The sequence below is a fragment of the Halopseudomonas yangmingensis genome (assembly GCF_900114825.1).
Classification (GTDB): domain Bacteria; phylum Pseudomonadota; class Gammaproteobacteria; order Pseudomonadales; family Pseudomonadaceae; genus Halopseudomonas; species Halopseudomonas yangmingensis.
This window is the reverse complement of sequence record NZ_FOUI01000013.1, coordinates 1-23,150: the sequence shown is the minus strand read 5'-3', so window position 1 is coordinate 23,150 and position 23,150 is coordinate 1. Positions and strand designations below refer to the sequence as shown.

Sequence of the window (23,150 nt, the reverse complement as noted above, 5' to 3'; positions counted from 1 at the left end):
AACGGATCGAGGGGGTTGCTGGTCTGACCTGGCAACCGATCGGATGTTACACCCTGACAGGATTGCGGCATGACGCAACTGTATCCAACTGTTAGGGTAGTCCGTCAACTCATCAACAGGGATACGCCCATGCTTAAAATGCTGGTCGGTGCCTGTGCCCTGAGCCTGGCGGCTTCGGCACTGGCCCAGGACACCATGATAACCCCGCCGCAATTGAGTCTTGAACATCAGGAATCGTTGCGTCAGTCAGTCGGCGTTTCGAGTCGCTCGATCAGCAACATCCTGCGCGACGCCCACCGTAATCCTGAGCAGACCCTGGCGTTCTTTGCCGTGCAGCCCGATCACACGGTGGTTGAGGTCTGGCCGGGCGCTGGCTGGTATACGGAAATTCTCGCGCCGCTGCTGCGCGAGGAAGGGCTGCTGATTGCTGCACATTTCGATCCGGACAGCGAGGTGGAGTTTTTCCGCAATTCGCGCGAACGCTACCAGCGCCTGCTCACCCAGCGCCCGCGGGTGTATGACCGGGTGCAACTGGCTATGCTGGATTATGATCCGGCGCATTCGATTGCCGAACCCGCCAGCGCCGACCGGGTACTGACCTTCCGCAACGTACACAACTGGCTGGCTGCCGGGATGGATGAAACCCGAGCGGTATTCGACAAGTTCCATGCGGTGCTCAAGCCCGGTGGCATGCTGGGTATTGTCGAGCATCGTGCGCGCCCTGGCACATCGCTGGAGGATATGATCAGCAGCGGTTATGTGACCGAGGAGCTGGTCATCGAACTGGCCGAACAGGCCGGGTTCAGCCTGGTATCACGCAGTGCGGTGAACCAGAATCCGCAGGACAGTACCGATCATCCGGCCGGGGTCTGGACGCTACCGCCGACCCTGCGCCTGGGCGACGAGAATCGCAGTCACTATCTGGCCATCGGCGAAAGTGACCGCATGACCCTGCTGTTTGTCAAAACCGACGACACTGACTGAGGCGGGCGAACTGGCAATGCAACTGAACTGGGATATTGATCAACCCTTTACCCTCGACATTCGCGTCGAGGCCGATGATATCGACGAGCTGGGACACGCCAATAATGCGGTCTACGTGCGCTGGCTGGAGCGCTGCGCCTGGCAGCATTCGATCTCGCTGGGGTTGGGGCTTGAACAATACCGTGAGCTGGACCGGGCGATGGCGGTGGTGCGCCATGAAATCGATTATCTGGCAGCCGCCTATGCGGGCGAAGAACTCTGTATGGGCACCTGGATCATCAGCTGGGACAGCAAACTGCGCATGACCCGGCACTTCCAGCTGTTGCGCAAGTCCGACGGTGTCACCCTGCTACGGGCACGTACCACTTTTGCCTGCATCGAAATGAGCAGCGGCAAGCCCAAGCGCATGCCGTCGCTGTTTGTCGAGGGCTACGGCAAGGGGTTGAGCTTGCAGGAGCAGATCTGACAGGCGCTGGACAGCCAGGATGCACGGCCCCCTGGGACCGCCGACTTCAGTCGGCCAGCACGGCGAGGCCGTGCGCCGGGTTTATCGAATGCGTTTGACGGAGCCAGGGTTAGCCTCGGTAGCCCGGCAGCCCGGACCCCGGCAGCCTTGCAGGCTGCTTTGCCGACTAAAGTCGGCGGTCCCAGAAAACCAACCGCGGTTAGCGCAGGGTTGCCAGTGCATGGGGTCCCGAAAAACCAAACCGGTTAGCGCTGTATAGCCAGTGTGCACGGCCCCCTGGGACCGCCGACTTCAGTCGGCCAGCACGGCGAGGCCGTGCGCCGGGTTTATCGAATGCGTTTGACGGAGCCTGGGTTAGCCTCGGCAGCCCCGGCAGCCCGGACCCCGGCAGCCTTGCGGGCTGCTTTGCCGACTAAAGTCGGCGGTCCCAGAAAACCAACCCGGTTAGCGCAGGGTTGTCAGTGCATGCGGTCCCAGAAAACCAACCGCGGTTAGCGCAGGGTTGCCAGTGCATGCGGTCCCGAAAAACCAAACCGGTTAGCGCTGTATAGCCAGTGTGCACGGCCCCCTGGGACCGCCGACTTCAGTCGGCCAGCACGGCGAGGCCGTGCGCCGGGTTTATCGAATGCGTTTGACGGAGCCAGGGTTAGCCTCGGTAGCCCGGCAGCCCGGACCCCGGCAGCCCTGCGGGCTGCTTTGCCGACTAAAGTCGGCGGTCCCAAAAAACCAAACCGGTTAGCGCAGGGTTGCCAGTGCATTCGGTCCCGAAAAACCAAACCCTTGAACTGGTGCGGGGTTGGTAATCTTGTGTTTTAACCAGAAGCCGCTCAGCGGTACTCACACAGGTAGGCGGTATCCTGCGCGACCTTCAGCTGGAACTTGCTGTTGGCTGGCACTTCGAACTGGCTGCCGCTGGCAAAGTCCTGCCAGTCATCGCTGCCCGGCAGGCGCACGGTCAGCAGGCCGCTGATCACATGCATGATCTCCAGCTGGCTGGTGCCAAACTCATAGTCACCGGGAGCCATCACGCCTACGGTGGCGCTGCCTGCCGGCTGGGTAAAGGCAATCGAAACCACCTTGCCGTCGAAATACTGGTTGGTCTTGAACATGGGCTACTCCCGGCAGCAAAAGTAAAGGGCGCACATTATGCAGAGCGCCATGGCAGGCCGACAATAGTCCGGGCGATTGCTATGATCGCCACAGATATATCCTCGCAGGAGAAATAGCATGGCCAATGTCGCCTTTGTTGGACTGGGTGTGATGGGTTACCCGATGGCCGCTCACCTGTCACGTGCCGGCCACCAGCTGAATGTCTACAACCGTACCGCCAGCCGCGCCCGGCAATGGGTCGAGGCGCATGGCGGGCGTGCCTTTGCCACCCCGGCCGAAGCGGCTGCCGGGCAGGATCTGGTGATGATCTGTGTCGGCAATGATGACGACCTGCGTCAGGTGGTCAGTGGCGAGCAGGGCGTACTGGCCGGACTGCAGGCCGGTGCGATCATTGTCGATCACACCACCGCCTCGGCGAATGTCGCTCGTGAGCTGGCCGGTCTGTCGGCCGCCAAGGGTGTCGGCTTCCTTGATGCGCCGGTTTCCGGTGGTCAGGCCGGCGCAGAGAACGGCCAGCTGACGGTGATGGTTGGCGGCGAGGAGGCTGTATTTGATCTGGCCCGTCCGGTGATTGCCGCCTATGCGCGGATGGTCAGACTGATGGGGCCGGTGGGCAGCGGGCAGCTGACCAAAATGGTCAACCAGATCTGCATTGGCGGGTTGCTGCAGGGATTGTCAGAAGCCCTGCACTTTGCCCGCTGTGCCGGGCTGGATGCCGAGGCGGCGATGCAGGTGATCAGCAAGGGCGCGGCGCAGTCCTGGCAGCTGGAACACCGGCACCAGAGCATGCTCGCCGGCGACTTTGATTTCGGCTTTGCGGTGGACTGGATGCGCAAGGATCTGGCGATAGTGCTGGAAGAGGCACGGGCCAACGGTGCGCAGTTGCCGGTGACTGCGCTGGTCGATCAGTTCTATGCCGATGTGCAGCAGATGGGCGGTGGCCGCTGGGATACTTCAAGTCTGATCGCCCGGCTCAACCGCGGAAAATGAAATACACCGCGCCGAGCAGGCACAGGCCGGCCCACAGGTAGTCGAGCTTCAGCGGTTGCTGCAGGAAGAACACGGCAAAGGGTACGAACACGCAGAGGGTGATCACTTCCTGCATGATTTTCAGCTGGGCGACCGTCAGTGCGGTAAAGCCGATGCGGTTGGCCGGCACCATCAGCAGGTATTCGAACAGCGCAATCCCCCAGCTGACCAGTGCGGCGATGATCCATGGCTTGCTGTTCATCGACTTCAGATGCCCGTACCAGGCAAAGGTCATGAACACATTTGACAGGGTCAACAGCAGGGCGGTCTGTGCCCAGATGGGTAACTGCATGGTGGGGGCTTCCGTGGAACCGGGTGGCGCGAGCATAATGCGCCGTCGACGCCCCGCCAAGGGGCTGTCTGCCGATTGCCTGGAGCCTTCGATGGAATGTCGTCCCGGATGCGGCGCCTGCTGCATCGCCCCTTCAATCAGTTCGCCGATCCCCGGCATGCCCAACGGCAAGCCGGCCGGGGTGCGCTGCGTGCATCTGGCCGATGACCTGCGCTGCGGTATTTTTCACGACCCGCGTCGTCCGGCAGTCTGTGCTGCCTTCAAGGCGGAGCCCGAGTCCTGCGGCAGCCACCGTGATGAGGCGCTGCAGATCCTCGGCTGGTGGGAACAGCAGACCGCCTGAACAGGCTCAGAAAAAAGCCCCGCAGGTGCGGGGCTTTTCGGCTTACTTGCTCGGGTAATCCCGTTGCGGGTAACCGGTGTACAGCTGGCGCGGGCGGCCGATCTTGTAGGGGCCGCTGATCATTTCGTTCCAGTGGGCAATCCAGCCCGGCGTACGGCCGGCGGCGAAGATAACGGTAAACATCTCGGTGGGGATGCCGATCGCCTTGAGGATGATGCCCGAGTAGAAGTCGACGTTCGGGTACAGGTTACGCTCGACGAAGTAGGGATCGTTACGCGCGATCTCTTCCAGCTTCATGGCCAGCTCAAGCTGCGGATCGTTGATACCCAATTCGCCCAGTACCTCATCGCAGGTCTGCTTCATGACCTTGGCGCGCGGGTCGAAATTCTTGTAAACGCGGTGACCGAAGCCCATCAGCTTGAACGGGTCATCCTTGTCCTTGGCCTTGGCGATGAACTTCTCGATGTTCGATACATCACCGATCTCGTCCAGCATACGCAGTACTGCCTCGTTGGCGCCACCGTGTGCCGGTCCCCACAGCGCGGCGATGCCGGCAGCGATACAGGCGAACGGGTTGGCACCGGAGGAGCCGGCCAGGCGTACGGTCGAGGTGGAGGCGTTCTGCTCGTGGTCGGCGTGCAGGACGAAAATGCGGTCCATGGCACGTGCCAGTACCGGGCTGATCTTCTTTTCCTCACAGGGGGTGTTGAACATCATGTGCAGGAAGTTTTCCGAGTACGACAGGTCGTTGCGCGGGTAAATGACCGGCTCGCCCTTGGAGTACTTGTAGACCATCGCAGCAATGGTCGGCATCTTGGCGATCAGGCGGATCGCCGACACTTCGCGGTGCTTGGCGTCGTTGATATCCAGCGAGTCGTGGTAGAAGGCCGACAGGGCGCCGACGATACCGCACATCACCGCCATCGGGTGGGCGTCGCGGCGGAAGCCGTTAAGGAAATTCTTCAGCTGCTCGTGGACCATGGTGTGCTTCTGCACGGTCTCGACGAACTTGCTCTTCTGTTCGGCATCAGGCAATTCGCCTTTCAGCAGCAGGTAGCAGGTTTCCAGGAAGTCGGACTTCTCGGCCAGCTGCTCGATCGGATAACCGCGGTGCAGCAGAATGCCCTTGTCGCCATCGATATAGGTGATCTTGGATTCGCAGGAGGAGGTGGCCATAAAGCCAGGATCAAAGGTGAAGTACCCGCTCGAACCCAGTGCGCGGACATCCACAACATCGGGACCCATGGTGCCTGAATATACTGGCAGGTCGATGGGGGCAGCGCCCTCGATGATCAACTGCGCCTTCTTGTCAGCCATTGATGGCCTCCTGTATTTGCTGAATCGAAAGTGTGACCCCCCATTTAGGGCCCGGATCACTATAAGGTGATAATCCCGTTTGTCAATTCTACCGTTGGCCAATGGAAAGGCCGCAGCAATGCGGGTTTCATGTGTCCCCAAAGTGCATCACCAGATAGCAGAACAGGGTATTCGCCGGACAGTTGAAACAATGTGTGTCGTTGTAATCAGGGGGGCAACTCTCTATACTCCATGGCCGGCAAAAATGGCTTGTTCCTGCGCCTGGCGCGCAGGTTTGTGGTCATTGGGGTACCCAAGAACGTACACCTTCCAATAAACCAGCCCTGTTGTTTCGGGCCATGAGTGTGAATGCAGCCGTGAATAGCAAAAGACCTGTCAACCTGGATCTCAGGACCATACAACTACCCATCACTGCGTACACGTCCATTGCTCACCGTATCTCGGGAGTGATCCTGTTCCTCGCCATTGCACTGATGCTTTGGATGCTGGAGCTGTCACTGGGTTCCGAGGCCGGTTTCGAGCAAGTCAAGACGCTGATGCAGAACCCATTGGTGAAATTCATCACCTGGGGCGTGGTCTCCGCACTGCTGTATCACCTGGTTGCGGGTATCCGCCACCTTGTGATGGATGCAGGTATCGGTGAAGGCCTGGAGAGCGGCAAGTTGGGGTCGAAGATCGTCATCGCCGTTTCCGTCGTACTGATTGTTCTGCTGGGAGTCTGGATATGGTAACCAACGTCACCAACCTGTCGCGCAGCGGCCTGTATGACTGGATGGTTCAGCGTGTATCGGCTGTGGTATTGGCCGCCTACGTGCTGTTCCTGCTCGGCTTTCTGATTGCCAATCCGGGTCTGACCCATGCTGACTGGCACGGCCTGTTCAGCCAGAACTGGATGCGGATCTTCAGTCTGCTCACGCTGGTTTCCCTCAGCGCCCATGCCTGGGTGGGAATGTGGACAATTTCAACCGACTACCTGACATCGATGGCTTTCGGCAAGGCTGCAACCGTAGTGCGCTTCCTGTTCCAGGCAGCCTGCGGTCTGGCCATGTTCGTGCTGTTTGTCTGGGGCGTGCAGATTCTGTGGGGATTCTAAATGGCTAACATGCGTACTCTTACTTTTGACGCCATCATTATTGGTGGTGGCGGTGCCGGCATGCGTGCAGCACTGCAGCTGGCGCAAGGTGGTCACAAGACTGCCGTGGTGACCAAGGTATTCCCGACCCGCTCGCACACCGTATCCGCCCAGGGCGGTATCACTTGCGCCATCGCTTCGGCCGATCCGAACGACGACTGGCGCTGGCACATGTACGACACCGTCAAGGGCTCCGATTACATCGGTGACCAGGACGCCATCGAGTACATGTGTTCAGTAGGCCCGGAAGCAGTGTTCGAACTGGAGCACATGGGGCTGCCGTTCTCGCGTACCGAGCAGGGCCGCATCTACCAGCGTCCGTTCGGTGGCCAGTCCAAGGGCCCGGACAACCCGACCCAGGCTGCCCGTACCTGCGCCGCCGCTGACCGTACCGGTCACGCACTGCTGCACACGCTGTACCAGAACAACGTCAAGCACAACACCACCTTCCTTAATGAATGGTATGCCGTCGATCTGGTGAAGAACCAGGATGGTGCCGTGGTGGGTGTTATCGCCATTTGCATCGAGACTGGCGAAACCGTTTATATCCGTGCCAAGGCCACTGTGCTGGCGACCGGTGGTGCCGGCCGCATTTATGCATCCACCACCAATGCGCTGATCAACACCGGTGACGGTGTCGGCATGGCCCTGCGTGCCGGTGTGCCGGTGCAGGACATTGAAATGTGGCAGTTCCACCCGACCGGTATTGCCGGTGCCGGTGTACTGGTTACCGAAGGTTGCCGCGGTGAAGGTGGTTACCTGATCAACAAGCACGGCGAGCGTTTCATGGAGCGCTATGCGCCCAACGCCAAGGACCTTGCCGGTCGTGACGTGGTCGCCCGCTCGATGGTCAAGGAAGTGATCGCCGGTAACGGCTGTGGTCCGGATGGCGATCACGTGCTGCTGAAGCTCGACCACCTGGGTGAGGAAGTGCTGCACAGCCGCCTGCCGGGCATCTGTGAACTGTCCAAGACCTTTGCTCACGTGGACCCGGTCACCGCGCCAATCCCGGTTATCCCGACCTGCCACTACATGATGGGTGGTATTGCCACCAACATTCATGGTCAGGCGATCACCCAGGATGCCAACGGCAACGACACCATCATCGATGGTCTGTTTGCTGTGGGCGAAGTGGCTTGCGTATCGGTGCACGGTGCCAACCGTCTGGGTGGCAACTCGCTGCTCGACCTGGTGGTCTTCGGTCGTGCCGCTGGCCTGCACCTGGAAAGCGCGCTCAAGGAAGGCATCGACTACCGTGGCGCCTCCGAGTCGGATATCGAAGCCTCGCTGTCGCGCCTGTCCGGCATCAACAGCCGCAAGGAAGGCGAAGATGTGGCGCCGCTGCGTAAAGAGCTGCAGCAGTGCATGCAGAACTACTTCGGTGTATTCCGTACCGGCGAGTACATGCAGAAAGGGATCAAGCAGCTGGCTGACCTGCGCGAGCGCATTGGTCGCCTGAAGATCAACGACAAGAGCCAGGCCTTCAACACGGCCCGTATCGAAGCGCTGGAACTGCAGAACCTGCTGGAGGTCGCCGAAGCCACTGCGATTGCCGCTGATGCGCGTACCGAAAGCCGTGGTGCACACGCCCGTGAAGATTACGAGGACCGTGACGACGCCAACTGGCTGTGCCACAGTCTGTACTTCCCGGCTGACAAGCGTGTCGGCAAGCGTGCTGTGAACTTCGCGCCGAAGACAGTTCCGGCATTCGAACCTAAAGTGCGTACCTACTGAGGGTGATGAACATGTTGCAAGTAAGTGTTTACCGCTATAACCCGGACAGTGACAGCGCGCCGCGCATGCAGGATTTCCAGGTGGATACCGGCGGCAAGGACCTGATGGTTCTTGATGTGCTGGCCCTGATCAAGGAACAGGATGAGTCGATGTCCTACCGCCGCTCCTGCCGCGAAGGTGTTTGCGGCTCGGACGGCATGAATATCAACGGCAAGAACGGCCTGGCCTGCGTCACTCCGCTGTCGGCGGTGGTGAAGGGCAACAAGCTGGTGCTGCGCCCGCTGCCCGGTTTGCCGGTCATACGTGACCTGGCCGTTGATATGAGCATCTTCTACAAGCAGTACGAAAAGATTCAGCCGTATCTGCAGAATGACACGCCGGCGCCCTCTATCGAGCGCCTGCAGTCGCCCGAGGAGCGCGAGAAACTGGATGGTCTGTACGAGTGTATTCTCTGTGCATGCTGCTCCACCTCCTGCCCCTCGTTCTGGTGGAACCCGGACAAGTTCATCGGTCCCGCTGGCCTGTTGCAGGCTTACCGCTTCCTGGCGGACAGTCGTGACACCCGCACCGAAGAGCGTCTGGCGGCCCTGGATGATCCGTTCAGTGTATTCCGCTGCCGCGGTATCATGAACTGCGTGAATGTGTGCCCCAAAGGTCTGAACCCGACCCGCGCGATTGGCCACATCCGCAACATGCTGCTGCAGAGCGGGACCTGATCGACTAGGCTGTTGTTTGGAGCCGGCGAGGTCACAAGCCTCGCCGGTTTCCAGTATCACCGGACGGAATCTGGCACAAGATTCCGCTCGGGTAGTAAGGGGGCACTGAATAGTAACCTGGGGTTCTGGCAATGCAGGATACTGTTCACTGCTTCCTAGAAGTCGGATCGCAGCCCACAAAGCAGCGATCTGTTTAGCTAAACCAACAGGGGCAATCGGGTACAACCCGAACTACTTGTAGGGGCCGGCAATCTTCCGCCTGGCCGCGCTGGCTGGTGCCGTGATGTGGCAGCAGGAGTGCCACACCACCACCGGTCTGCCGGCAAGTGGAGGGCAGAGGTTTTGCCAGATTAATGGTCTCAGCACCAGGTGGTGTCCCCTTTATGAGGGTGACCAAGCATGCCAGACAGCGTTATGCAGCAGCAGTGGAGCACGTCCCATCTATCCGGCGGGAATGCCTCCTATGTTGAAGAGCTTTACGAGCTCTATCTGCACGATCCGAACAGCGTTGCCGATGAATGGCGCAGCTACTTCCAGAAGCTGCCGCAGGCCGGAAGCAACAGTGGTTCGGACGTATCCCATTCCACCGTTCGCGAGCATTTCCAGCTGCTTGCCAGTGGGCGCCGTCGCCCTCAGACGACAGCCACCGGCCAGGTCAGCAGTGCCCACGAAAAGAAACAGGTGGATGTGCTGCGCCTGATTCAGGCCTACCGCATGCGCGGCCACCAGGCTGCCACCCTCGATCCGCTGGGTCTCTGGAAGCGTCCGGAAATCGTTGACCTGAACCTGTCCGATTACGGGCTGACCGACGCCGATCTGGATACACCATTCCGCACCGGTGAGCTGTTTATCGGCAAGGAAGAGGCCACCCTCGCAGACATTCTCGATGCCCTGAAGTCGACCTATTGCTCGACCTACGGTGCCGAGTACATGCACATTGTCGACTCGACCCAGCGCCGCTGGTTCCAGCAGCGTCTGGAAAGCGTGCGTGGCAAGCCGCAACACTCGGCCGAATCCAGACGCCACCTGCTGGAGCGCCTGAGCGCCGCTGAAGGCCTGGAGAAATACCTGGGCACCAAATACCCCGGTACCAAGCGTTTCGGTGTCGAGGGCGGCGAGAGCCTGATTCCGATGCTCGACGAAATCATCCAGCGTTCCGGCTCCTACGGCATCCAGGAAGTAGTGCTGGGCATGGCCCACCGCGGCCGTCTGAACGTGCTGGTAAATATCCTCGGCAAGAACCCGCGTGACCTGTTCGACGAGTTCGAGGGCAAGAAGAACGACTCCCTCAGCTCCGGCGACGTGAAGTACCACCAGGGCTTTTCTTCCAACGTGATGACCTCGGGCGGCGAAGTGCACCTGGCACTGGCGTTCAACCCATCGCACCTGGAGATCGTCTCGCCGGTTGTGGAGGGCTCGGTACGCGCCCGTCAGGATCGCCGTAAGGACACCAGTGGCGACAAGGTGCTGCCGATCGGCATCCACGGCGACGCCGCCTTTGCCGGGCAGGGCGTGGTCATGGAAACCTTCCAGATGTCCCAGACCCGGGCCTACAAGACCGGCGGAACCATCCATATCATCGTCAACAACCAGGTCGGCTTCACCACCAGCCGCCAGGAAGATGCGCGCTCTACCGAGTACTGCACCGACGTGGCGAAGATGATTCAGGCACCGATCTTCCACGTTAACGGTGATGACCCTGAGGCTGTACTGTTCGTTACCCAGCTGGCGGTCGATTACCGCATGCAGTTCAAGCGTGACGTGGTGATCGACCTGGTCTGCTACCGTCGTCGCGGCCACAACGAAGCGGACGAACCGTCCGGCACCCAGCCGTTGATGTACGAAAAAATCGCCAAGCACCCGACCACCCGTGAAATCTACGCCGAGCGGCTGATTGCCGAAGGCGTACTTGACGAGGAGGCTGTGCTGACCAAGGTCGAGGACTACCGCACCGCGCTGGACAACGGCCAGCACGTGGTCAAGAGCCTGGTCAAGGAACCGGATACCGGCTCCTTTGTTGACTGGGCGCCCTACCTGGGCCACAAGTGGACAGCGCGTCACGATACCCGCTTCGACCTGAAGACCCTGCAGGAGCTGGCCAACCGTCTGAATACCGTTCCTGACGGACTGGTGGTACAGCGTCAGGTCGGCAAGATTGTCGAGGACCGCCGCAAGATGGCCGCCGGTGCACTGGCACTGAACTGGGGCTTTGCCGAGACTATGGCCTACGCCACCCTGCTGCACGAAGGGCACCCGGTGCGCATTACCGGCCAGGACGTGGGTCGCGGCACCTTCTCGCACCGTCATGCGGTGCTGCACAACCAGAAGGATGGCGTGCCCTACATTCCGCTGGCCAATCTGTCCGAGAGCCAGCCGCGCTTTGATATCTACGATTCGCTGCTGTCCGAGGAGGCGGTGCTGGCCTTTGAATACGGTTATGCCACCACCACCCCGAATGCGCTGGTGATCTGGGAAGCCCAGTTTGGCGATTTTGCCAACGGAGCCCAAGTGGTATTTGACCAGTTCATCTCCAGCGGTGAGCACAAGTGGGGTCGCCTCTGTGGCCTGACCATGCTGCTGCCGCATGGTTACGAAGGGCAGGGCCCGGAACACAGCTCGGCACGTCTGGAGCGTTACCTGCAGCTGTGCGCCGAGCACAACATGCAGGTCTGCGTACCGACCACCCCGGCACAGGTCTATCACATGCTGCGCCGTCAGGTGATCCGTCCGCTGCGCAAGCCGCTGATCGCCCTGACACCCAAGTCACTGCTGCGTCACAAGCTGGCCATCTCTTCACTGGAAGATCTGGCCGAAGGCTCCTTCCAGGCGGTGATCCCGGAAATCGATGCGATAGATCCGAAGAAAGTCGATCGGGTGATCATGTGCAGCGGCAAGGTCTACTACGACCTGCTGGAGAAGCGCCGCAACGAAGGGCAGGAGAACATCGCCATCGTGCGTATCGAACAGCTGTATCCGTTCCCCGAGGACGATCTGTTCGAGGTGCTGTCGGCGTACAAGAATCTGAAGCATGTCGTCTGGTGTCAGGAAGAGCCGATGAACCAGGGCGCCTGGTATTGCAGCCAGCACCATATGCGTCGGGTAATTGCCCAGCTCAAGCCGAAGAATCTGCATCTGCAATACGCCGGCCGTGAGGCCTCTGCGGCACCAGCTTGTGGCTACCCGTCGCTGCATGCCGAACAACAGGACAAACTGCTGCAGGACGCCTTCACGGTTGAATGAGCGCAACACGCGGCAGACACACAGACGAATTGATCAAGGATTTACCATGGCAATTGAAATCAAAGCACCTGCATTCCCCGAATCCGTCGCCGACGGCACTGTGGCCACCTGGCACAAGAAGCCTGGCGAAGCCGTCAAGCGTGACGAGCTGATCGTCGACATCGAAACCGACAAGGTAGTGATGGAAGTTCTGGCCGAGGCCGATGGCGTGATTGGCGATATCCTCAAGAATGAAGGGGATACCGTCCTCAGTGGTGAACTGCTGGGTACCCTGAATGCCGGCGCCACGGCCAGTGCCGCACCGGCTTCCGCGCCTGCCGCCGCCCCGGCCGCCAGCGAAGCTGTGGCCGAGGAAGGCGAAGAGCCGATGCTGTCCCCGGCCGCGCGCAAGCTGGCCGAAGAAAACGGCCTCAACCCCGGCAGCATTGCCGGTACCGGCAAGGGTGGCCGGGTCACCAAGGAAGACGTGCTTAACGCCATCGAAGCGAAAAAGAATGCCCCGGCCGCCGCGCCGGCACCAGCTCAGGCGGCTGCGCCTGCTGCCGCTGCCAAGCCGGCTGCCGCCAGCGATGCCACCATCGCACTGGGTGAAGGTGACCGCATCGAGAAGCGCGTGCCCATGACCCGCCTGCGTGCACGGGTTGCCCAGCGTCTGGTCGAGGCACAATCGACCATGGCCATGCTGACCACCTACAACGAGGTCAACATGAAGCCGGTCATGGACCTGCGCAGCAAGTACAAGGACCTGTTCGAGAAGAAGCACAACGGCGTGCGTCTGGGCTTTATGTCGTTCTTCGTCAAGGCCGTCACCGAGGCGCTCAAGCGTTTCCCCGGTGTGAATGCCTCGATCGACGGCAACGATGTGGTCTACCACGGTTATATGGATGTTGGCGTGGCAGTATCCAGCGACCGCGGTCTGGTGGTACCGGTACTGCGCAATGCCGAATTCATGAGCCTGGCCCAGATCGAAGGCGGCATTGCCGACTACGGCCGCAAGGCGCGTGACGGCAAACTGTCGATCGAGGAAATGACCGGCGGCACCTTCACCATCTCCAACGGCGGCGTATTTGGCTCGCTGTTGTCCTCGCCGATCGTCAACCCGCCGCAGACTGCGATTCTCGGCATGCACAAGATCCAGGAACGGCCGATGGCGGTGAATGGTCAGGTAGTGATTCTGCCGATGATGTACCTGGCTCTGTCCTATGACCATCGCCTGATCGACGGCAAGGAGGCAGTCAGCTTCCTCGTCGCGGTCAAGGATCTGCTCGAGGATCCGGCGCGTCTGCTGCTGGAAATCTGATCACCGCGTGCCGCGCCCACGGGCGCGGATCGCATGCTGTCGGTGGCTGCTGGCCACCGGCCCGGCTGCAAACGAGGAAAAGTTATGACCCAGAAATACGATGTAGTGGTGATTGGTGGTGGTCCGGGTGGCTATGTGGCGGCCATTCGCGCCGCCCAGCTCGGCCTGAAAACCGCCTGTGTCGAGAAGTACACCGGCAAGGACGGCAAGATGGCACTTGGCGGCACCTGCCTGAACGTCGGCTGCATTCCCTCCAAGGCGCTGCTGGACACCTCCTGGAAGTACCACGAAGCTCAGGACGGCTTCCAGGCGCACGGTATTGAAGTCAAGGGCGTCAGCATCGACGTGCCGGCGATGATCGAGCGCAAGGACAAGATCGTCAAGCAACTCACCGGCGGAGTCGCCGCGCTGTTCAAGGCCAATGGCGTGACCAGCATCGAAGGCCACGGCAAGCTGCTGGCCGGCAAGAAGGTCGAAGTCACCTCGCCAGACGGCAAGGTTGATGTACTGGAAGCTGAAAGCGTGATTCTGGCCTCGGGGTCGCGCCCGATCGAGATTCCGCCAGCGCCCCTGACCGACGACATCATCGTTGACTCCACCGGTGCCCTGGAATTCACCAGCGTCCCCAAGAAGCTCGGCGTGATCGGTGCCGGTGTGATCGGCCTGGAGCTGGGTTCGGTATGGCGCCGTCTGGGTGCCGAGGTGGTGGTGTTCGAGGCGCAGGACAAGTTCCTCTCGATGGCTGACGATCAAATCGCCAAGGAAGCCATGAAGACCCTGACCAAACAGGGGCTGCAGATTCGTCTGGGCGCGCGGGTTACCGGCACCGAGATCAAGCGCAAGCAGGTCACCGTGTCCTTCAATGATGCCGAGGGCGACCAGCAACTGACCTTCGACAAGCTGATTGTGGCGGTCGGTCGCCGTCCCTGGACCGAGAACCTGCTGGCTGCCGACAGCGGCGTCAACCTTGACGAGCGCGGCATGATCTTTGTTGATGACTACTGCGCTACCAGCGTTCCCGGCGTGTATGCCGTGGGTGACGTGGTGCGTGGCGCCATGCTGGCACACAAGGCCTCGGAAGAGGGCGTGATGGTCGCCGAGCGCATCGCCGGCCACAAGGCGGCAATGAACTACGACCTGATCCCCTCGGTGATCTACACCCACCCGGAAATCGCCTGGGTTGGCAAGAACGAGCAGCAGCTCAAGGCCGAAGGTGTCGAGGTGAATGTCGGGGTGTTCCCGTTTGCCGCCAGTGGCCGGGCCATGGCAGCCAACGATACCGGCGGCATGGTCAAGATGATCGCCGACGCCAGGACCGACCGCGTACTGGGTGTACACGTGATAGGTCCGAGCGCCGCCGAGCTGGTCCAGCAGGGCGCCATCGCCATGGAATTCGGCAGCAGTGCCGAAGATCTGGGCATGATGGTGTTCTCGCACCCGACCCTGTCCGAAGCCCTGCATGAGGCAGCGCTGGCGGTCAATGGTCACGCAATTCATGTCGCCAATCGCAAGAAGCGTTAAACTGACGCTCCTGTGACTGCCGGGTCCTGACCGGGCCCGGCAGTCCGTTGGCAACATCAAGGTATTCAAGTTCCGGTTGCGGCCGGTCAGGCCCCCGCGGGGTCAAGGGTGGCGGTGGTGCAGCATGGCCATGGTCATAATCGCAATTCCTACACGATGAAACGGTAGATAACGCATGAATCTTCACGAATATCAGGGGAAGCAGCTGTTCGCTGAATACGGTCTTCCTGTCTCCAAGGGCTTTGCTGTCGATACTCCCGAAGACGCGGCAGACGCCTGTGACAAGATTGGCGGCGACATGTGGGTGGTCAAGGCCCAGGTGCACGCCGGTGGCCGCGGCAAGGCCGGTGGTGTCAAGCTGGTCAAGAGCAAGGACGAGGCCCGGGCTTTCGCCGAGAAGTGGCTGGGTCAGCGTCTGGTGACCTACCAGACAGATGCCAATGGTCAGCCGGTCAGCAAGATTCTGGTTGAATCCTGCACCGACATCGCCAAGGAACTCTACCTGGGCGCCGTAGTGGACCGTTCCACCCGTCGTATCGTGTTCATGGCGTCTACCGAAGGCGGCGTGGAAATCGAGAAAGTTGCCGAGGAAACCCCGGAAAAGATCCTCAAGGCCACCGTCGACCCGCTGGTTGGCCCGCAGCCCTACCAGGGCCGCGAGCTGGCATTCAAGCTGGGCCTGCAGGGTGACCAGATCAAGCAGTTCACCAATATCTTCGTTGGTCTGGGCAAACTGTTTGCCGACTACGATCTGGCCCTGCTGGAAATCAACCCGCTGGTGATCAAGGAAGACGGCAACCTGCACTGCCTGGACGCCAAGATCAACATCGACGGCAACGCCATGTACCGCCAGCCCAAGCTGCGTGCCATGCACGACCCGTCGCAGGACGACCCGCGTGAAGCCCACGCGGCTAAGTTCGAACTGAACTATGTAGCGCTGGAAGGCAACATCGGCTGCATGGTTAACGGTGCCGGCCTGGCCATGGGCACCATGGACATCGTCAACCTGCACGGTGGTCAGCCGGCCAACTTCCTCGACGTAGGCGGCGGAGCGACCAAGGAGCGCGTTACCGAAGCGTTCAAGATCATTCTCTCCGACAGCAACGTCAAGGCGGTACTGGTCAACATCTTCGGTGGCATCGTACGTTGCGACATGATCGCCGAAGGTATCATTGGCGCAGTCAAGGAAGTCGGCGTCAAAGTGCCGGTGGTTGTGCGCCTTGAAGGCAACAATGCGGATGTCGGCGCCAAGGTGCTGGCCGACAGTGGTCTGAACATCATCGCTGCAACCAGTCTGACCGACGCTGCCCAGCAAGTCGTCAAGGCCGCGGAGGGTAAATAATGAGCATCCTGATCAATAAAGACACCAAGGTCATCTGCCAGGGCTTCACCGGCTCCCAGGGTACTTTCCACTCCGAACAGGCGATTGCCTACGGCACCCAGATGGTCGGCGGCGTGACCCCCGGCAAGGGCGGCACCACCCACCTCGGCCTGCCGGTATTCAATACCGTTGCCGACGCCGTTGCTGCCACCGGTGCGGACGCCAGCGTGATCTACGTGCCTGCGCCGTTCTGCAAGGACTCGATCCTGGAAGCGGCCAACGCCGGCATCAAGCTGATCGTCTGTATCACCGAAGGCATCCCGACCCTCGACATGCTCGACGCCAAGGTCAAGTGTGACGAGCTGGGCGTGCGCCTGATCGGCCCGAACTGCCCCGGCGTCATCACCCCTGGCGAGTGCAAGATCGGCATCATGCCCGGTCACATCCACCTGCCGGGCAAGGTGGGTATCGTCTCGCGTTCCGGCACCCTGACCTATGAAGCCGTGAAGCAGACCACCGACGCCGGTTTTGGCCAGTCCACCTGCGTTGGCATCGGCGGTGACCCGATTCCGGGTTCCAACTTCATCGACATCCTGAAGCTGTTCCAGGACGACCCGAAGACCGAAGCCATCGTAATGATCGGCGAAATCGGCGGCAGCGCCGAAGAAGAGGCAGCCGCCTTTATCAAGGCCAACGTCACCAAGCCGGTAGTGTCCTACATCGCCGGTGTGACTGCCCCGGCTGGCAAGCGTATGGGCCATGCCGGTGCGATCATCTCTGGCGGCAAGGGTACTGCCGACGAGAAGTTCGCCGCGCTGGAAGATGCCGGTGTGAAAACCGTGCGTTCGCTGGCCGACATCGGCAAGGCACTGTCCGAGCTGACTGGCTGGGAAATGAAGAAGTAATTCATTGCCGCGCCCAACGAAACCCCGCTAACGCGGGGTTTCGTGTTTCTGGCTATACTGCCGGCTGCTGTTGTTTCCGGAGAGGATATGCCTACGTTGCCCGCGTTGCCTGCCGCTGATGATTTGCTGTTGAATCTCACGGCCTTTGCCTGGTTTTTGGTGTGCTGGGTGGGTTACAGCTTCTATGCCCACTACAAGGGGCGCGACACAGCCTGCCTGGCCAGCGTGCTGCACCTGTACCGCAAGGATTGGATGAATCGCTTGCTGCTGCGCGACCAGCGTGTAGCGGATGCCAGCGTAATCGGTAACCTTGAGCGCAATACAGCGTTCTTTGCCTCCAGTACCCTGCTGATTCTGGCGGGTCTGATTACCGTGCTGGGTGCCACTGATCGTGCCCAGAGCCTGCTGCAGGAATTGCCCTTCGTTGCCACGGTCAGCCGAGAGGTGTCCGAACTCAAGCTGCTGGTGCTGCTGGGCATATTTGTCTACGCCTTCTTCACCTTCTCCTGGGGCATGCGCCAGTACAACTTTGCGTCGGTACTGCTGGGGGCAGCGCCCCTGATGGGCGAGAAGAGCGTCAATGAAAGCGAGCGCCGGGCCTTTGCCGAACGCGGTGCGCGCGTGCTGTCGATGGCTGCCCACGAGTTCAACCTGGGGCTGCGCGCCTACTATTTCGGGCTGGCATTGCTCAGCTGGTTTATCAATCCGTGGTTGTTCATGCTCTGCACTGCCGGGGTGGTGGGCGTGCTCTACCGCCGTGAATTCCACTCGGATGTGCTGCGCGCCATGATGGTTACACCAACCCGTTTCAATGACTCTGGTGAGCGTAACGAGGAAGGGTAGGCGGCCTGCCGGTGACAGGCCGCAGCCACGGCGTCAGTGCTCGCTGTGGTCTTCGCTGTGAATGAGTTCTTTGGTCTTTTCGTAGGTCTCGTGAACCTTTTCGGCACTCTTGTCGTAGGCTTCACCGACGGCCTCGCCGGCTTCATCGATATTCTCGCTGATGCGCTCGCCGGTGGTTTTCTCGGTGCCGGTAGCCTCGCGAACCGCCTGCTCGGCAGCATCACCCAGGTTCTGCACGGCTTCGTTGACCGAACTGGCGGCTGAATCCAGCTTGTCCTCGGGTTCGCTCTGACAGGCGCCCAGCAGGCCCAGGCTGGCGATAAGCAGGCTGGCGGCGATGGTTTTCTTCTGCATGACTCACTCCTTGTTGTCTGTTTTTCTGGCAAACAGCCCCCTGTAGCGAATGCTGCACAGGGGCTCACCCTTTGGCAGATTAACTGGCCAAAGGTTCCCCAGCATGGCAGTACAATGGTCAATCGACAACGATCGGCGTAATATTCCTGACCTTGCCGAACAATGCGGGGCGTGATCCTGATGACGAGTATTGAAGAGCGGGCACACCGCTTTCTGTCCATTTTGCGGCACTGCCAGGTGCTTGGCATGACAGTGGAGCAGGCCGACGAAAACGGTCTGCTGCTGAAGTTGCCGTTTTCCGAAGCCATTGTCGGCAATCCCTATACGGGTGTAGTTCACGGCGGAGCCATTACCACGCTGATGGATACCTGTTGCGGTATCTCGACTGTCTGCTACCTGCCCGAATTCGAGATCTGCCCGACGCTGGATCTGCGTATCGACTACATGCATCCGGCTGAACCAGGCAAGCCCATCTACGGTTTTGCCGAATGCTACCGGATGACCTCTACAGTCATCTTCACCCGCGGCATTGCCTTTCAGGACAGCCGCGAGCGGCCCCTGGCCCACGTGGTCGGAGCCTTTATGCGCATGGGCAAGGGTATGATGCCGGGCAAACCGGCAGGGGAGGCCACACATGGTTGAGCAGACCGAAAGCATTGAACTGCGTGTGCGTGAAGCCCACGACAGCGGTGATTACACCCCGCTGATCGAGACCATTCCCTACGCGCGGATGATCGGCATGCGCATGCAGCGCCTTGGCGAAGAACTGGTCTTCCAGTTGCCGATCAAACCGGACAATATCGGCAACCCGATGCTGCCGGCCATCCACGGGGGTGTGATTGCCGGCTTTATGGAGCAGGCCGCCATGCTGCATCTGATGATCAAGATGCACAGCCCGGCATTTCCGCGCATTATTGACCTGTCGATCGACTACCTGCGCGCCGGACTGAACCGCGACACCTTCGCCACCTGTCAGGTCTGGCGGCAAGGGCGCCGGATCGGAAATGTCTCGGTAACCGCCTGGCAAACCAGCTCGCAGGAACCCATTGCTACGGCACGGGCCCATTTCAAGCTGGACTGAGCGCTGCATGTGCCGGCACAGGGAGGCTCCATGGAAGCATTGCTGATACTGGCCGGTATGCTCTTGCTATTGCTTGGCTGGGTCGCATTGGCTGGTCGCAGCTGGACGCTTGGCATGTCACGCTGGCTGCTGGCCCTGCTGCTGCCCTGGTTTACCCTGCTGGTGCGCCGTCAGGGTTACCCGTTATGGCCGCGTATCCTGTTGCTGCTGGGCACGCTCAGCCTGGCCGGCGGGTTGCTGGCGTTGCAGCAACAGCAACCGGCACGCTTCGCGGCATTGACCAGCCTCGCTTCGCCAACGGCGCAACAGCAACAACTGCCGGCGGGCACGCTGCTCGGCGTGGATTTTCAGCCACACGAAGCCAGACTGGAGGGGCGCCAACTGCGGCTGATCGAGCGCAGGGGCAGTCGTGAACACAAATCCCTGCGTATCTTGCTGGACACTGTGCCGCTTTCCTCGCGCCAACTGCACCTGCAACTGTTGCCCGGCGACAGCGGCCCCTGGCCTGAACTGCTGCTGCAGCGTCACCCAGGCGGCTTTGCCGAACCGCAGTTAATGCGAATCGAGCGTGACTACAGCATCGACCTGCATTTTCAGCCGCAACCTGACGGGCAGCTGCGGATTCAGCTGCATCTGCAACTGCCAGTGGTCTGGTCAACCCGTATCAGTGGTGATATCCGGCTGGAGCAGACGCCTGACTGGTTGCAGGCAGTGTCACTGCTAGCGTCGCAGACAACCACCAGAGAGGCAGAGGCACTGCCGGAACCGGTGCCTGCCGCTTCGGCTGTTCGCTGGGAGCCCATTGGAGTGGAACAGCTGCTGGCCTCGCCCGGTCGCTGGGAAGGTCGTCAGGCGCGCCTTGTCAGCGAAAGCGGGCGGGTGCACCAGGGCTTGCTGCGTGGCTTGACGCCAGAGCGACGCATCCTGCTGGAGCTGCCCCAGGGCGGCAACCAGGTCATGTTGCAGTTTTTCCCCATGAGTCTGACCCGCATCGAGGTGGTGGTGGACGACTGAGTGGCGCGGGCAGCCCTTGAAAAAACCTGACAACGCCCCATATCAGCTCCTGTTCAACGTCCCTGACAACCAGAACCGGAGACCTGACCCCATGACAGTGGAAGCTCAAAAGGAAACGCGTGGATTCCAGACCGAGGTGAAGCAACTGCTGCACCTGATGATCCATTCGATGTATTCGAACAAGGAAATCTTCCTGCGCGAGCTGATCTCCAACGCCTCGGATGCATCCGACAAGCTGCGCTTCGAGGCCATCGCCAAACCCGAATTGCTGGAAGATGCGCCGAACCTGCGTATCCGTATCAGCGGTGACGAGCAAAATCGCACCCTGACCATTGAAGACAACGGCATTGGCATGTCGCGCGAGGAAGTCATCGAAAACCTCGGCACCATCGCCAAGTCCGGCACCGCCGCCTTTATGCAACAACTGACTGGCGACCAGAAAAAAGACTCGCAACTGATTGGCCAGTTCGGCGTCGGTTTCTACAGCGCCTTTATCGTTGCCGACAAGGTTGAGGTGTATACCCGCCGTGCCGGCCTGCCGGCCACTGAGGGCGTGCACTGGGAGTCCACCGGTGAGGGCGAATTCAACATCGCCACCGTCGAGCAGCCCGAGCGGGGCACCCGCATCGTACTGCACCTGAAGGCCGCCGAGGCCGAGTTTGCCGATGGCTGGCGCCTGCGCAACATCATCAAGAAGTACTCAGACCATATCTCCCTGCCGATCGAACTGCCCAAGCAGCACTTCGGTGAAGAGCAGGACAAGCCGGCTGAAACCGAGTGGGAAAGCGTCAATCGCGCCAGCGCGCTCTGGACCCGTCCGCGTACCGAGGTCAAGGACGAGGAATACCAGGAGTTCTACAAGCACGTCGCTCACGACTATGAAAACCCGCTGAGCTGGAGCCACAACAAGGTCGAAGGCAAGCTGGAATACACCAGCCTGCTGTATGTACCCGGCCGTGCGCCCTTTGACCTGTACCAGCGCGAGGCGCCGCGCGGCCTCAAACTGTATGTGCAGCGGGTGTTCATCATGGATGATGCCGAGCAGTTCCTGCCGCTGTACCTGCGCTTTATCAAGGGCGTGGTCGACTCCAACGACCTGTCGCTTAACGTCTCGCGCGAGATCCTGCAGAAGGACCCGGCGATCGACAGCATGAAATCAGCGCTGACCAAACGGGTGCTGGACATGCTGGAGAAACTGGCGAAGAACCAGCCGGAGCAGTACGCCACCTTCTGGAAACAGTTCGGCAGCGTGATGAAAGAAGGCCCGGCCGAGGATTTCGCCAACCGCGAGAAAATCGCCGGCCTGCTGCGCTTCGCCTCGACCAGCAACAGCGACGACAGCGAGAACGTCAGTCTGGATGCTTACCTTGAGCGTATGGTCGAAGGCCAGGACAAGATCTACTACCTGACCGGCGAGCGCTGGAGTCAGGTACGCAACAGCCCGCACCTGGAAATCTTCCGCAAGAAGAACATCGAAGTGCTGCTGCTGACCGACCGCATCGACGAATGGCTGATGAGTCACCTGAGCGAATACAAGGACAAGCAGTTTGTCGATATTGCCCGTGGTGATCTGGATCTGGGTACGCTCGAGGATGAAGACAAGCAGGCCCAGGAAGAGGTGGCCAAGGCCAAGGAAGATCTGCTCAAGCGTATCAAGGAGGTGCTGGGTGCCGATGTCGACCAGGTCAAGGTATCGCATCGCCTGACCGACTCGCCGGCAGTCCTGGTAATCAACGAGGACGGCATGGGCGTGCAGATGCGCAAGATCCTCGAAGCCACCGGACAGAAAGCCCCGGAGAGCAAGCCGATCCTCGAGGTCAACCCGCAGCATCCGCTGCTGGAGAAACTGGACGCCGAGCAGGACGAGCAACGCTTTGCCGACCTGACCCGCATCCTCTTCGACCAGGCCGCCCTGGCCGCCGGCGAAGCCCTGCAGGACCCCGGCGCCTACGTACGTCGCCTGAATAGCCTGCTGGTAGAACTCAGCCGCTAACCACCACCCCGGCAAAAAACAACCCCGGCCCAAAACCGGGGTTATTTTTTGCCCCACCGACGCGTTTGTTTTCTGGGACCGCCGAATTCATTCGGCAGAGCAGCCTGCAAGGCTGCCGGGGTTGGGTTCTGGGACCGCCGAATTCATTCGGCAGAGCAGCCTGCAAGGCTGCCGGGGTTGGGTTCTGGGACCGCCGAATTCATTCGGCAAAGCAGCCTGCAAGGCTGCCGGGTTTCCACCCCCACCCCCACCCCAGCGCACAGCTTCGCTGTGCTGGCCGACTGAAGTCGGCGGTCCCAGAGGAACGCACCGTCAGCCAGACCGGCGTTCAGCACAGCCCGCTTTTTGGGACCGCCGAATTCATTCGGCAAAGCAGCCTGCAAGGCTGCCGGGGTTGGGTTCTGGGCCCGCCGAATTCATTCGGCAGAGCAGCCTGCAAGGCTGCCGGGGTTGGG

At 60.6% G+C, this 23,150-nt stretch carries 22 protein-coding genes; 18 read left to right on the top strand and 4 right to left on the bottom strand.

Going from position 1 to position 23,150, the window contains the following annotated elements; genetic code table 11:
- Positions 1 to 129 precede the first annotated feature (129 nt).
- Positions 130 to 984 carry a class I SAM-dependent methyltransferase gene (locus BMZ23_RS11425; protein WP_177197279.1) on the top strand — a complete coding sequence of 285 codons (855 nt, stop codon included), beginning with the start codon at positions 130 to 132 and terminating at the stop codon, positions 982 to 984.
- 22 nt (positions 985 to 1,006) lie between these two features.
- Positions 1,007 to 1,450 (top strand): acyl-CoA thioesterase, encoded by a 444-nt coding sequence (locus BMZ23_RS11420; protein WP_093477521.1) that lies wholly within the window; start codon positions 1,007 to 1,009, stop codon positions 1,448 to 1,450.
- A gap of 827 nt (positions 1,451 to 2,277) precedes the next feature.
- Here the strand turns inward: BMZ23_RS11420 and ppnP are convergent.
- Positions 2,278 to 2,559: a pyrimidine/purine nucleoside phosphorylase gene (gene ppnP, locus BMZ23_RS11415; protein ID WP_093477230.1), complete on the bottom strand. Its 282-nt coding sequence runs from the start codon at positions 2,557 to 2,559 to the stop codon at positions 2,278 to 2,280.
- Positions 2,560 to 2,677: 118 nt separating this feature from the next.
- Here ppnP and BMZ23_RS11410 point away from each other — a divergent pair, with 118 nt between their 5' ends.
- Complete coding sequence (locus BMZ23_RS11410; protein ID WP_093477227.1) at positions 2,678 to 3,550, top strand: NAD(P)-dependent oxidoreductase; 873 nt, start codon at positions 2,678 to 2,680, stop codon at positions 3,548 to 3,550.
- Here BMZ23_RS11410 and BMZ23_RS11405 read toward each other — a convergent pair.
- Positions 3,534 to 3,881 (bottom strand): DMT family protein, encoded by a 348-nt coding sequence (locus BMZ23_RS11405; RefSeq protein WP_093477224.1) that lies wholly within the window; start codon positions 3,879 to 3,881, stop codon positions 3,534 to 3,536. The genes BMZ23_RS11410 and BMZ23_RS11405 overlap by 17 nt on opposite strands.
- 91 nt (positions 3,882 to 3,972) lie before the next feature.
- On the opposite strand from BMZ23_RS11405, the gene BMZ23_RS11400 reads away from it, so the two are divergent.
- Positions 3,973 to 4,224: a YkgJ family cysteine cluster protein gene (locus BMZ23_RS11400; RefSeq protein WP_093477221.1), complete on the top strand. Its 252-nt coding sequence runs from the start codon at positions 3,973 to 3,975 to the stop codon at positions 4,222 to 4,224.
- 42 nt (positions 4,225 to 4,266) lie between these two features.
- Here BMZ23_RS11400 and gltA read toward each other — a convergent pair whose 3' ends face one another.
- On the bottom strand, positions 4,267 to 5,541 hold the full coding sequence (gltA, locus tag BMZ23_RS11395) for a citrate synthase (protein WP_093477218.1): 1,275 nt from the start codon (positions 5,539 to 5,541) through the stop codon (positions 4,267 to 4,269).
- 356 nt (positions 5,542 to 5,897) lie between these two features.
- On the opposite strand from gltA, the gene sdhC reads away from it, so the two are divergent.
- The 10 genes from sdhC (at position 5,898) to BMZ23_RS11345 (ending at position 18,253) form a co-directional block, all read left to right on the top strand.
- Positions 5,898 to 6,272, top strand: a complete 375-nt coding sequence (gene sdhC / locus BMZ23_RS11390; protein WP_093477518.1) for a succinate dehydrogenase, cytochrome b556 subunit — start codon at positions 5,898 to 5,900, stop codon at positions 6,270 to 6,272.
- The gene (gene sdhD, locus BMZ23_RS11385; RefSeq protein ID WP_093477215.1) at positions 6,266 to 6,634 is read left to right on the top strand and encodes a succinate dehydrogenase, hydrophobic membrane anchor protein; all 369 of its coding nucleotides are present in this window, start codon (positions 6,266 to 6,268) and stop codon (positions 6,632 to 6,634) included. The genes sdhC and sdhD overlap by 7 nt, the downstream gene beginning before the upstream one ends.
- A complete protein-coding gene (gene sdhA, locus BMZ23_RS11380; protein WP_093477213.1) occupies positions 6,635 to 8,407 on the top strand; it encodes a succinate dehydrogenase flavoprotein subunit in 1,773 nt (590 codons plus the stop codon).
- An 11-nt stretch (positions 8,408 to 8,418) separates the two neighbouring features.
- Positions 8,419 to 9,123 carry a succinate dehydrogenase iron-sulfur subunit gene (locus BMZ23_RS11375; protein WP_093477505.1) on the top strand — a complete coding sequence of 235 codons (705 nt, stop codon included), beginning with the start codon at positions 8,419 to 8,421 and terminating at the stop codon, positions 9,121 to 9,123.
- A 399-nt stretch (positions 9,124 to 9,522) separates the two neighbouring features.
- On the top strand, positions 9,523 to 12,363 hold the full coding sequence (locus tag BMZ23_RS11370) for a 2-oxoglutarate dehydrogenase E1 component (protein WP_093477208.1): 2,841 nt from the start codon (positions 9,523 to 9,525) through the stop codon (positions 12,361 to 12,363).
- A gap of 46 nt (positions 12,364 to 12,409) precedes the next feature.
- Positions 12,410 to 13,663, top strand: a complete 1,254-nt coding sequence (gene odhB / locus BMZ23_RS11365; protein ID WP_093477203.1) for a 2-oxoglutarate dehydrogenase complex dihydrolipoyllysine-residue succinyltransferase — start codon at positions 12,410 to 12,412, stop codon at positions 13,661 to 13,663.
- An 84-nt stretch (positions 13,664 to 13,747) separates the two neighbouring features.
- Positions 13,748 to 15,184, top strand: coding sequence for a dihydrolipoyl dehydrogenase (gene lpdA / locus BMZ23_RS11360; RefSeq protein ID WP_093477199.1), 1,437 nt, complete (start codon positions 13,748 to 13,750; stop codon positions 15,182 to 15,184).
- A 175-nt stretch (positions 15,185 to 15,359) separates the two neighbouring features.
- Positions 15,360 to 16,526 carry an ADP-forming succinate--CoA ligase subunit beta gene (sucC, locus tag BMZ23_RS11355; protein WP_093477196.1) on the top strand — a complete coding sequence of 389 codons (1,167 nt, stop codon included), beginning with the start codon at positions 15,360 to 15,362 and terminating at the stop codon, positions 16,524 to 16,526.
- Entirely contained in the window at positions 16,526 to 17,410 is an 885-nt protein-coding gene (sucD, locus tag BMZ23_RS11350) for a succinate--CoA ligase subunit alpha (protein ID WP_093477191.1), read from the top strand. Before sucC ends, sucD begins: the two co-directional genes overlap by 1 nt.
- An 87-nt stretch (positions 17,411 to 17,497) precedes the next feature.
- The gene (locus BMZ23_RS11345) at positions 17,498 to 18,253 is read left to right on the top strand and encodes a DUF599 domain-containing protein (protein WP_093477187.1); all 756 of its coding nucleotides are present in this window, start codon (positions 17,498 to 17,500) and stop codon (positions 18,251 to 18,253) included.
- 33 nt (positions 18,254 to 18,286) lie between these two features.
- On the opposite strand, the gene BMZ23_RS11340 is transcribed toward BMZ23_RS11345, so the two are convergent.
- The gene (locus tag BMZ23_RS11340) at positions 18,287 to 18,607 is read right to left on the bottom strand and encodes a hypothetical protein (RefSeq protein ID WP_177197277.1); all 321 of its coding nucleotides are present in this window, start codon (positions 18,605 to 18,607) and stop codon (positions 18,287 to 18,289) included.
- 180 nt (positions 18,608 to 18,787) lie between these two features.
- On the opposite strand from BMZ23_RS11340, the gene BMZ23_RS11335 reads away from it, so the two are divergent.
- The 4 genes from BMZ23_RS11335 to htpG all read left to right on the top strand — a co-directional run bounded on the left by BMZ23_RS11335 (position 18,788) and on the right by htpG (position 22,695).
- Positions 18,788 to 19,249: a PaaI family thioesterase gene (locus BMZ23_RS11335; RefSeq protein ID WP_093477504.1), complete on the top strand. Its 462-nt coding sequence runs from the start codon at positions 18,788 to 18,790 to the stop codon at positions 19,247 to 19,249.
- Complete coding sequence (locus BMZ23_RS11330) at positions 19,242 to 19,688, top strand: PaaI family thioesterase (protein ID WP_093477182.1); 447 nt, start codon at positions 19,242 to 19,244, stop codon at positions 19,686 to 19,688. Before BMZ23_RS11335 ends, BMZ23_RS11330 begins: the two co-directional genes overlap by 8 nt.
- A gap of 30 nt (positions 19,689 to 19,718) precedes the next feature.
- Positions 19,719 to 20,702: a hypothetical protein gene (locus tag BMZ23_RS11325; RefSeq protein ID WP_093477180.1), complete on the top strand. Its 984-nt coding sequence runs from the start codon at positions 19,719 to 19,721 to the stop codon at positions 20,700 to 20,702.
- Positions 20,703 to 20,793: 91 nt separating this feature from the next.
- Positions 20,794 to 22,695: a molecular chaperone HtpG gene (htpG, locus tag BMZ23_RS11320; protein WP_093477176.1), complete on the top strand. Its 1,902-nt coding sequence runs from the start codon at positions 20,794 to 20,796 to the stop codon at positions 22,693 to 22,695.
- Positions 22,696 to 23,150 lie beyond the last annotated feature (455 nt).

Coding starts and splice junctions, on each gene's coding strand:
- BMZ23_RS11340 (WP_177197277.1), bottom strand. CDS start 18,607: ATGCAGAAGAAAACCATCGCCGCCAGCCTGCTTATCGCCAGCCTGGGC.
- lpdA (WP_093477199.1), top strand. CDS start 13,748: ATGACCCAGAAATACGATGTAGTGGTGATTGGTGGTGGTCCGGGTGGC.
- sucC (WP_093477196.1), top strand. CDS start 15,360: ATGAATCTTCACGAATATCAGGGGAAGCAGCTGTTCGCTGAATACGGT.
- BMZ23_RS11370 (WP_093477208.1), top strand. CDS start 9,523: ATGCCAGACAGCGTTATGCAGCAGCAGTGGAGCACGTCCCATCTATCC.
- ppnP (WP_093477230.1), bottom strand. CDS start 2,559: ATGTTCAAGACCAACCAGTATTTCGACGGCAAGGTGGTTTCGATTGCC.
- odhB (WP_093477203.1), top strand. CDS start 12,410: ATGGCAATTGAAATCAAAGCACCTGCATTCCCCGAATCCGTCGCCGAC.
- BMZ23_RS11345 (WP_093477187.1), top strand. CDS start 17,498: ATGCCTACGTTGCCCGCGTTGCCTGCCGCTGATGATTTGCTGTTGAAT.
- gltA (WP_093477218.1), bottom strand. CDS start 5,541: ATGGCTGACAAGAAGGCGCAGTTGATCATCGAGGGCGCTGCCCCCATC.
- sdhD (WP_093477215.1), top strand. CDS start 6,266: ATGGTAACCAACGTCACCAACCTGTCGCGCAGCGGCCTGTATGACTGG.
- BMZ23_RS11325 (WP_093477180.1), top strand. CDS start 19,719: ATGGAAGCATTGCTGATACTGGCCGGTATGCTCTTGCTATTGCTTGGC.
- sdhA (WP_093477213.1), top strand. CDS start 6,635: ATGGCTAACATGCGTACTCTTACTTTTGACGCCATCATTATTGGTGGT.
- BMZ23_RS11425 (WP_177197279.1), top strand. CDS start 130: ATGCTTAAAATGCTGGTCGGTGCCTGTGCCCTGAGCCTGGCGGCTTCG.
- BMZ23_RS11335 (WP_093477504.1), top strand. CDS start 18,788: ATGACGAGTATTGAAGAGCGGGCACACCGCTTTCTGTCCATTTTGCGG.
- BMZ23_RS11410 (WP_093477227.1), top strand. CDS start 2,678: ATGGCCAATGTCGCCTTTGTTGGACTGGGTGTGATGGGTTACCCGATG.
- BMZ23_RS11405 (WP_093477224.1), bottom strand. CDS start 3,881: ATGCAGTTACCCATCTGGGCACAGACCGCCCTGCTGTTGACCCTGTCA.
- BMZ23_RS11400 (WP_093477221.1), top strand. CDS start 3,973: ATGGAATGTCGTCCCGGATGCGGCGCCTGCTGCATCGCCCCTTCAATC.
- sucD (WP_093477191.1), top strand. CDS start 16,526: ATGAGCATCCTGATCAATAAAGACACCAAGGTCATCTGCCAGGGCTTC.
- BMZ23_RS11375 (WP_093477505.1), top strand. CDS start 8,419: ATGTTGCAAGTAAGTGTTTACCGCTATAACCCGGACAGTGACAGCGCG.
- htpG (WP_093477176.1), top strand. CDS start 20,794: ATGACAGTGGAAGCTCAAAAGGAAACGCGTGGATTCCAGACCGAGGTG.
- BMZ23_RS11330 (WP_093477182.1), top strand. CDS start 19,242: ATGGTTGAGCAGACCGAAAGCATTGAACTGCGTGTGCGTGAAGCCCAC.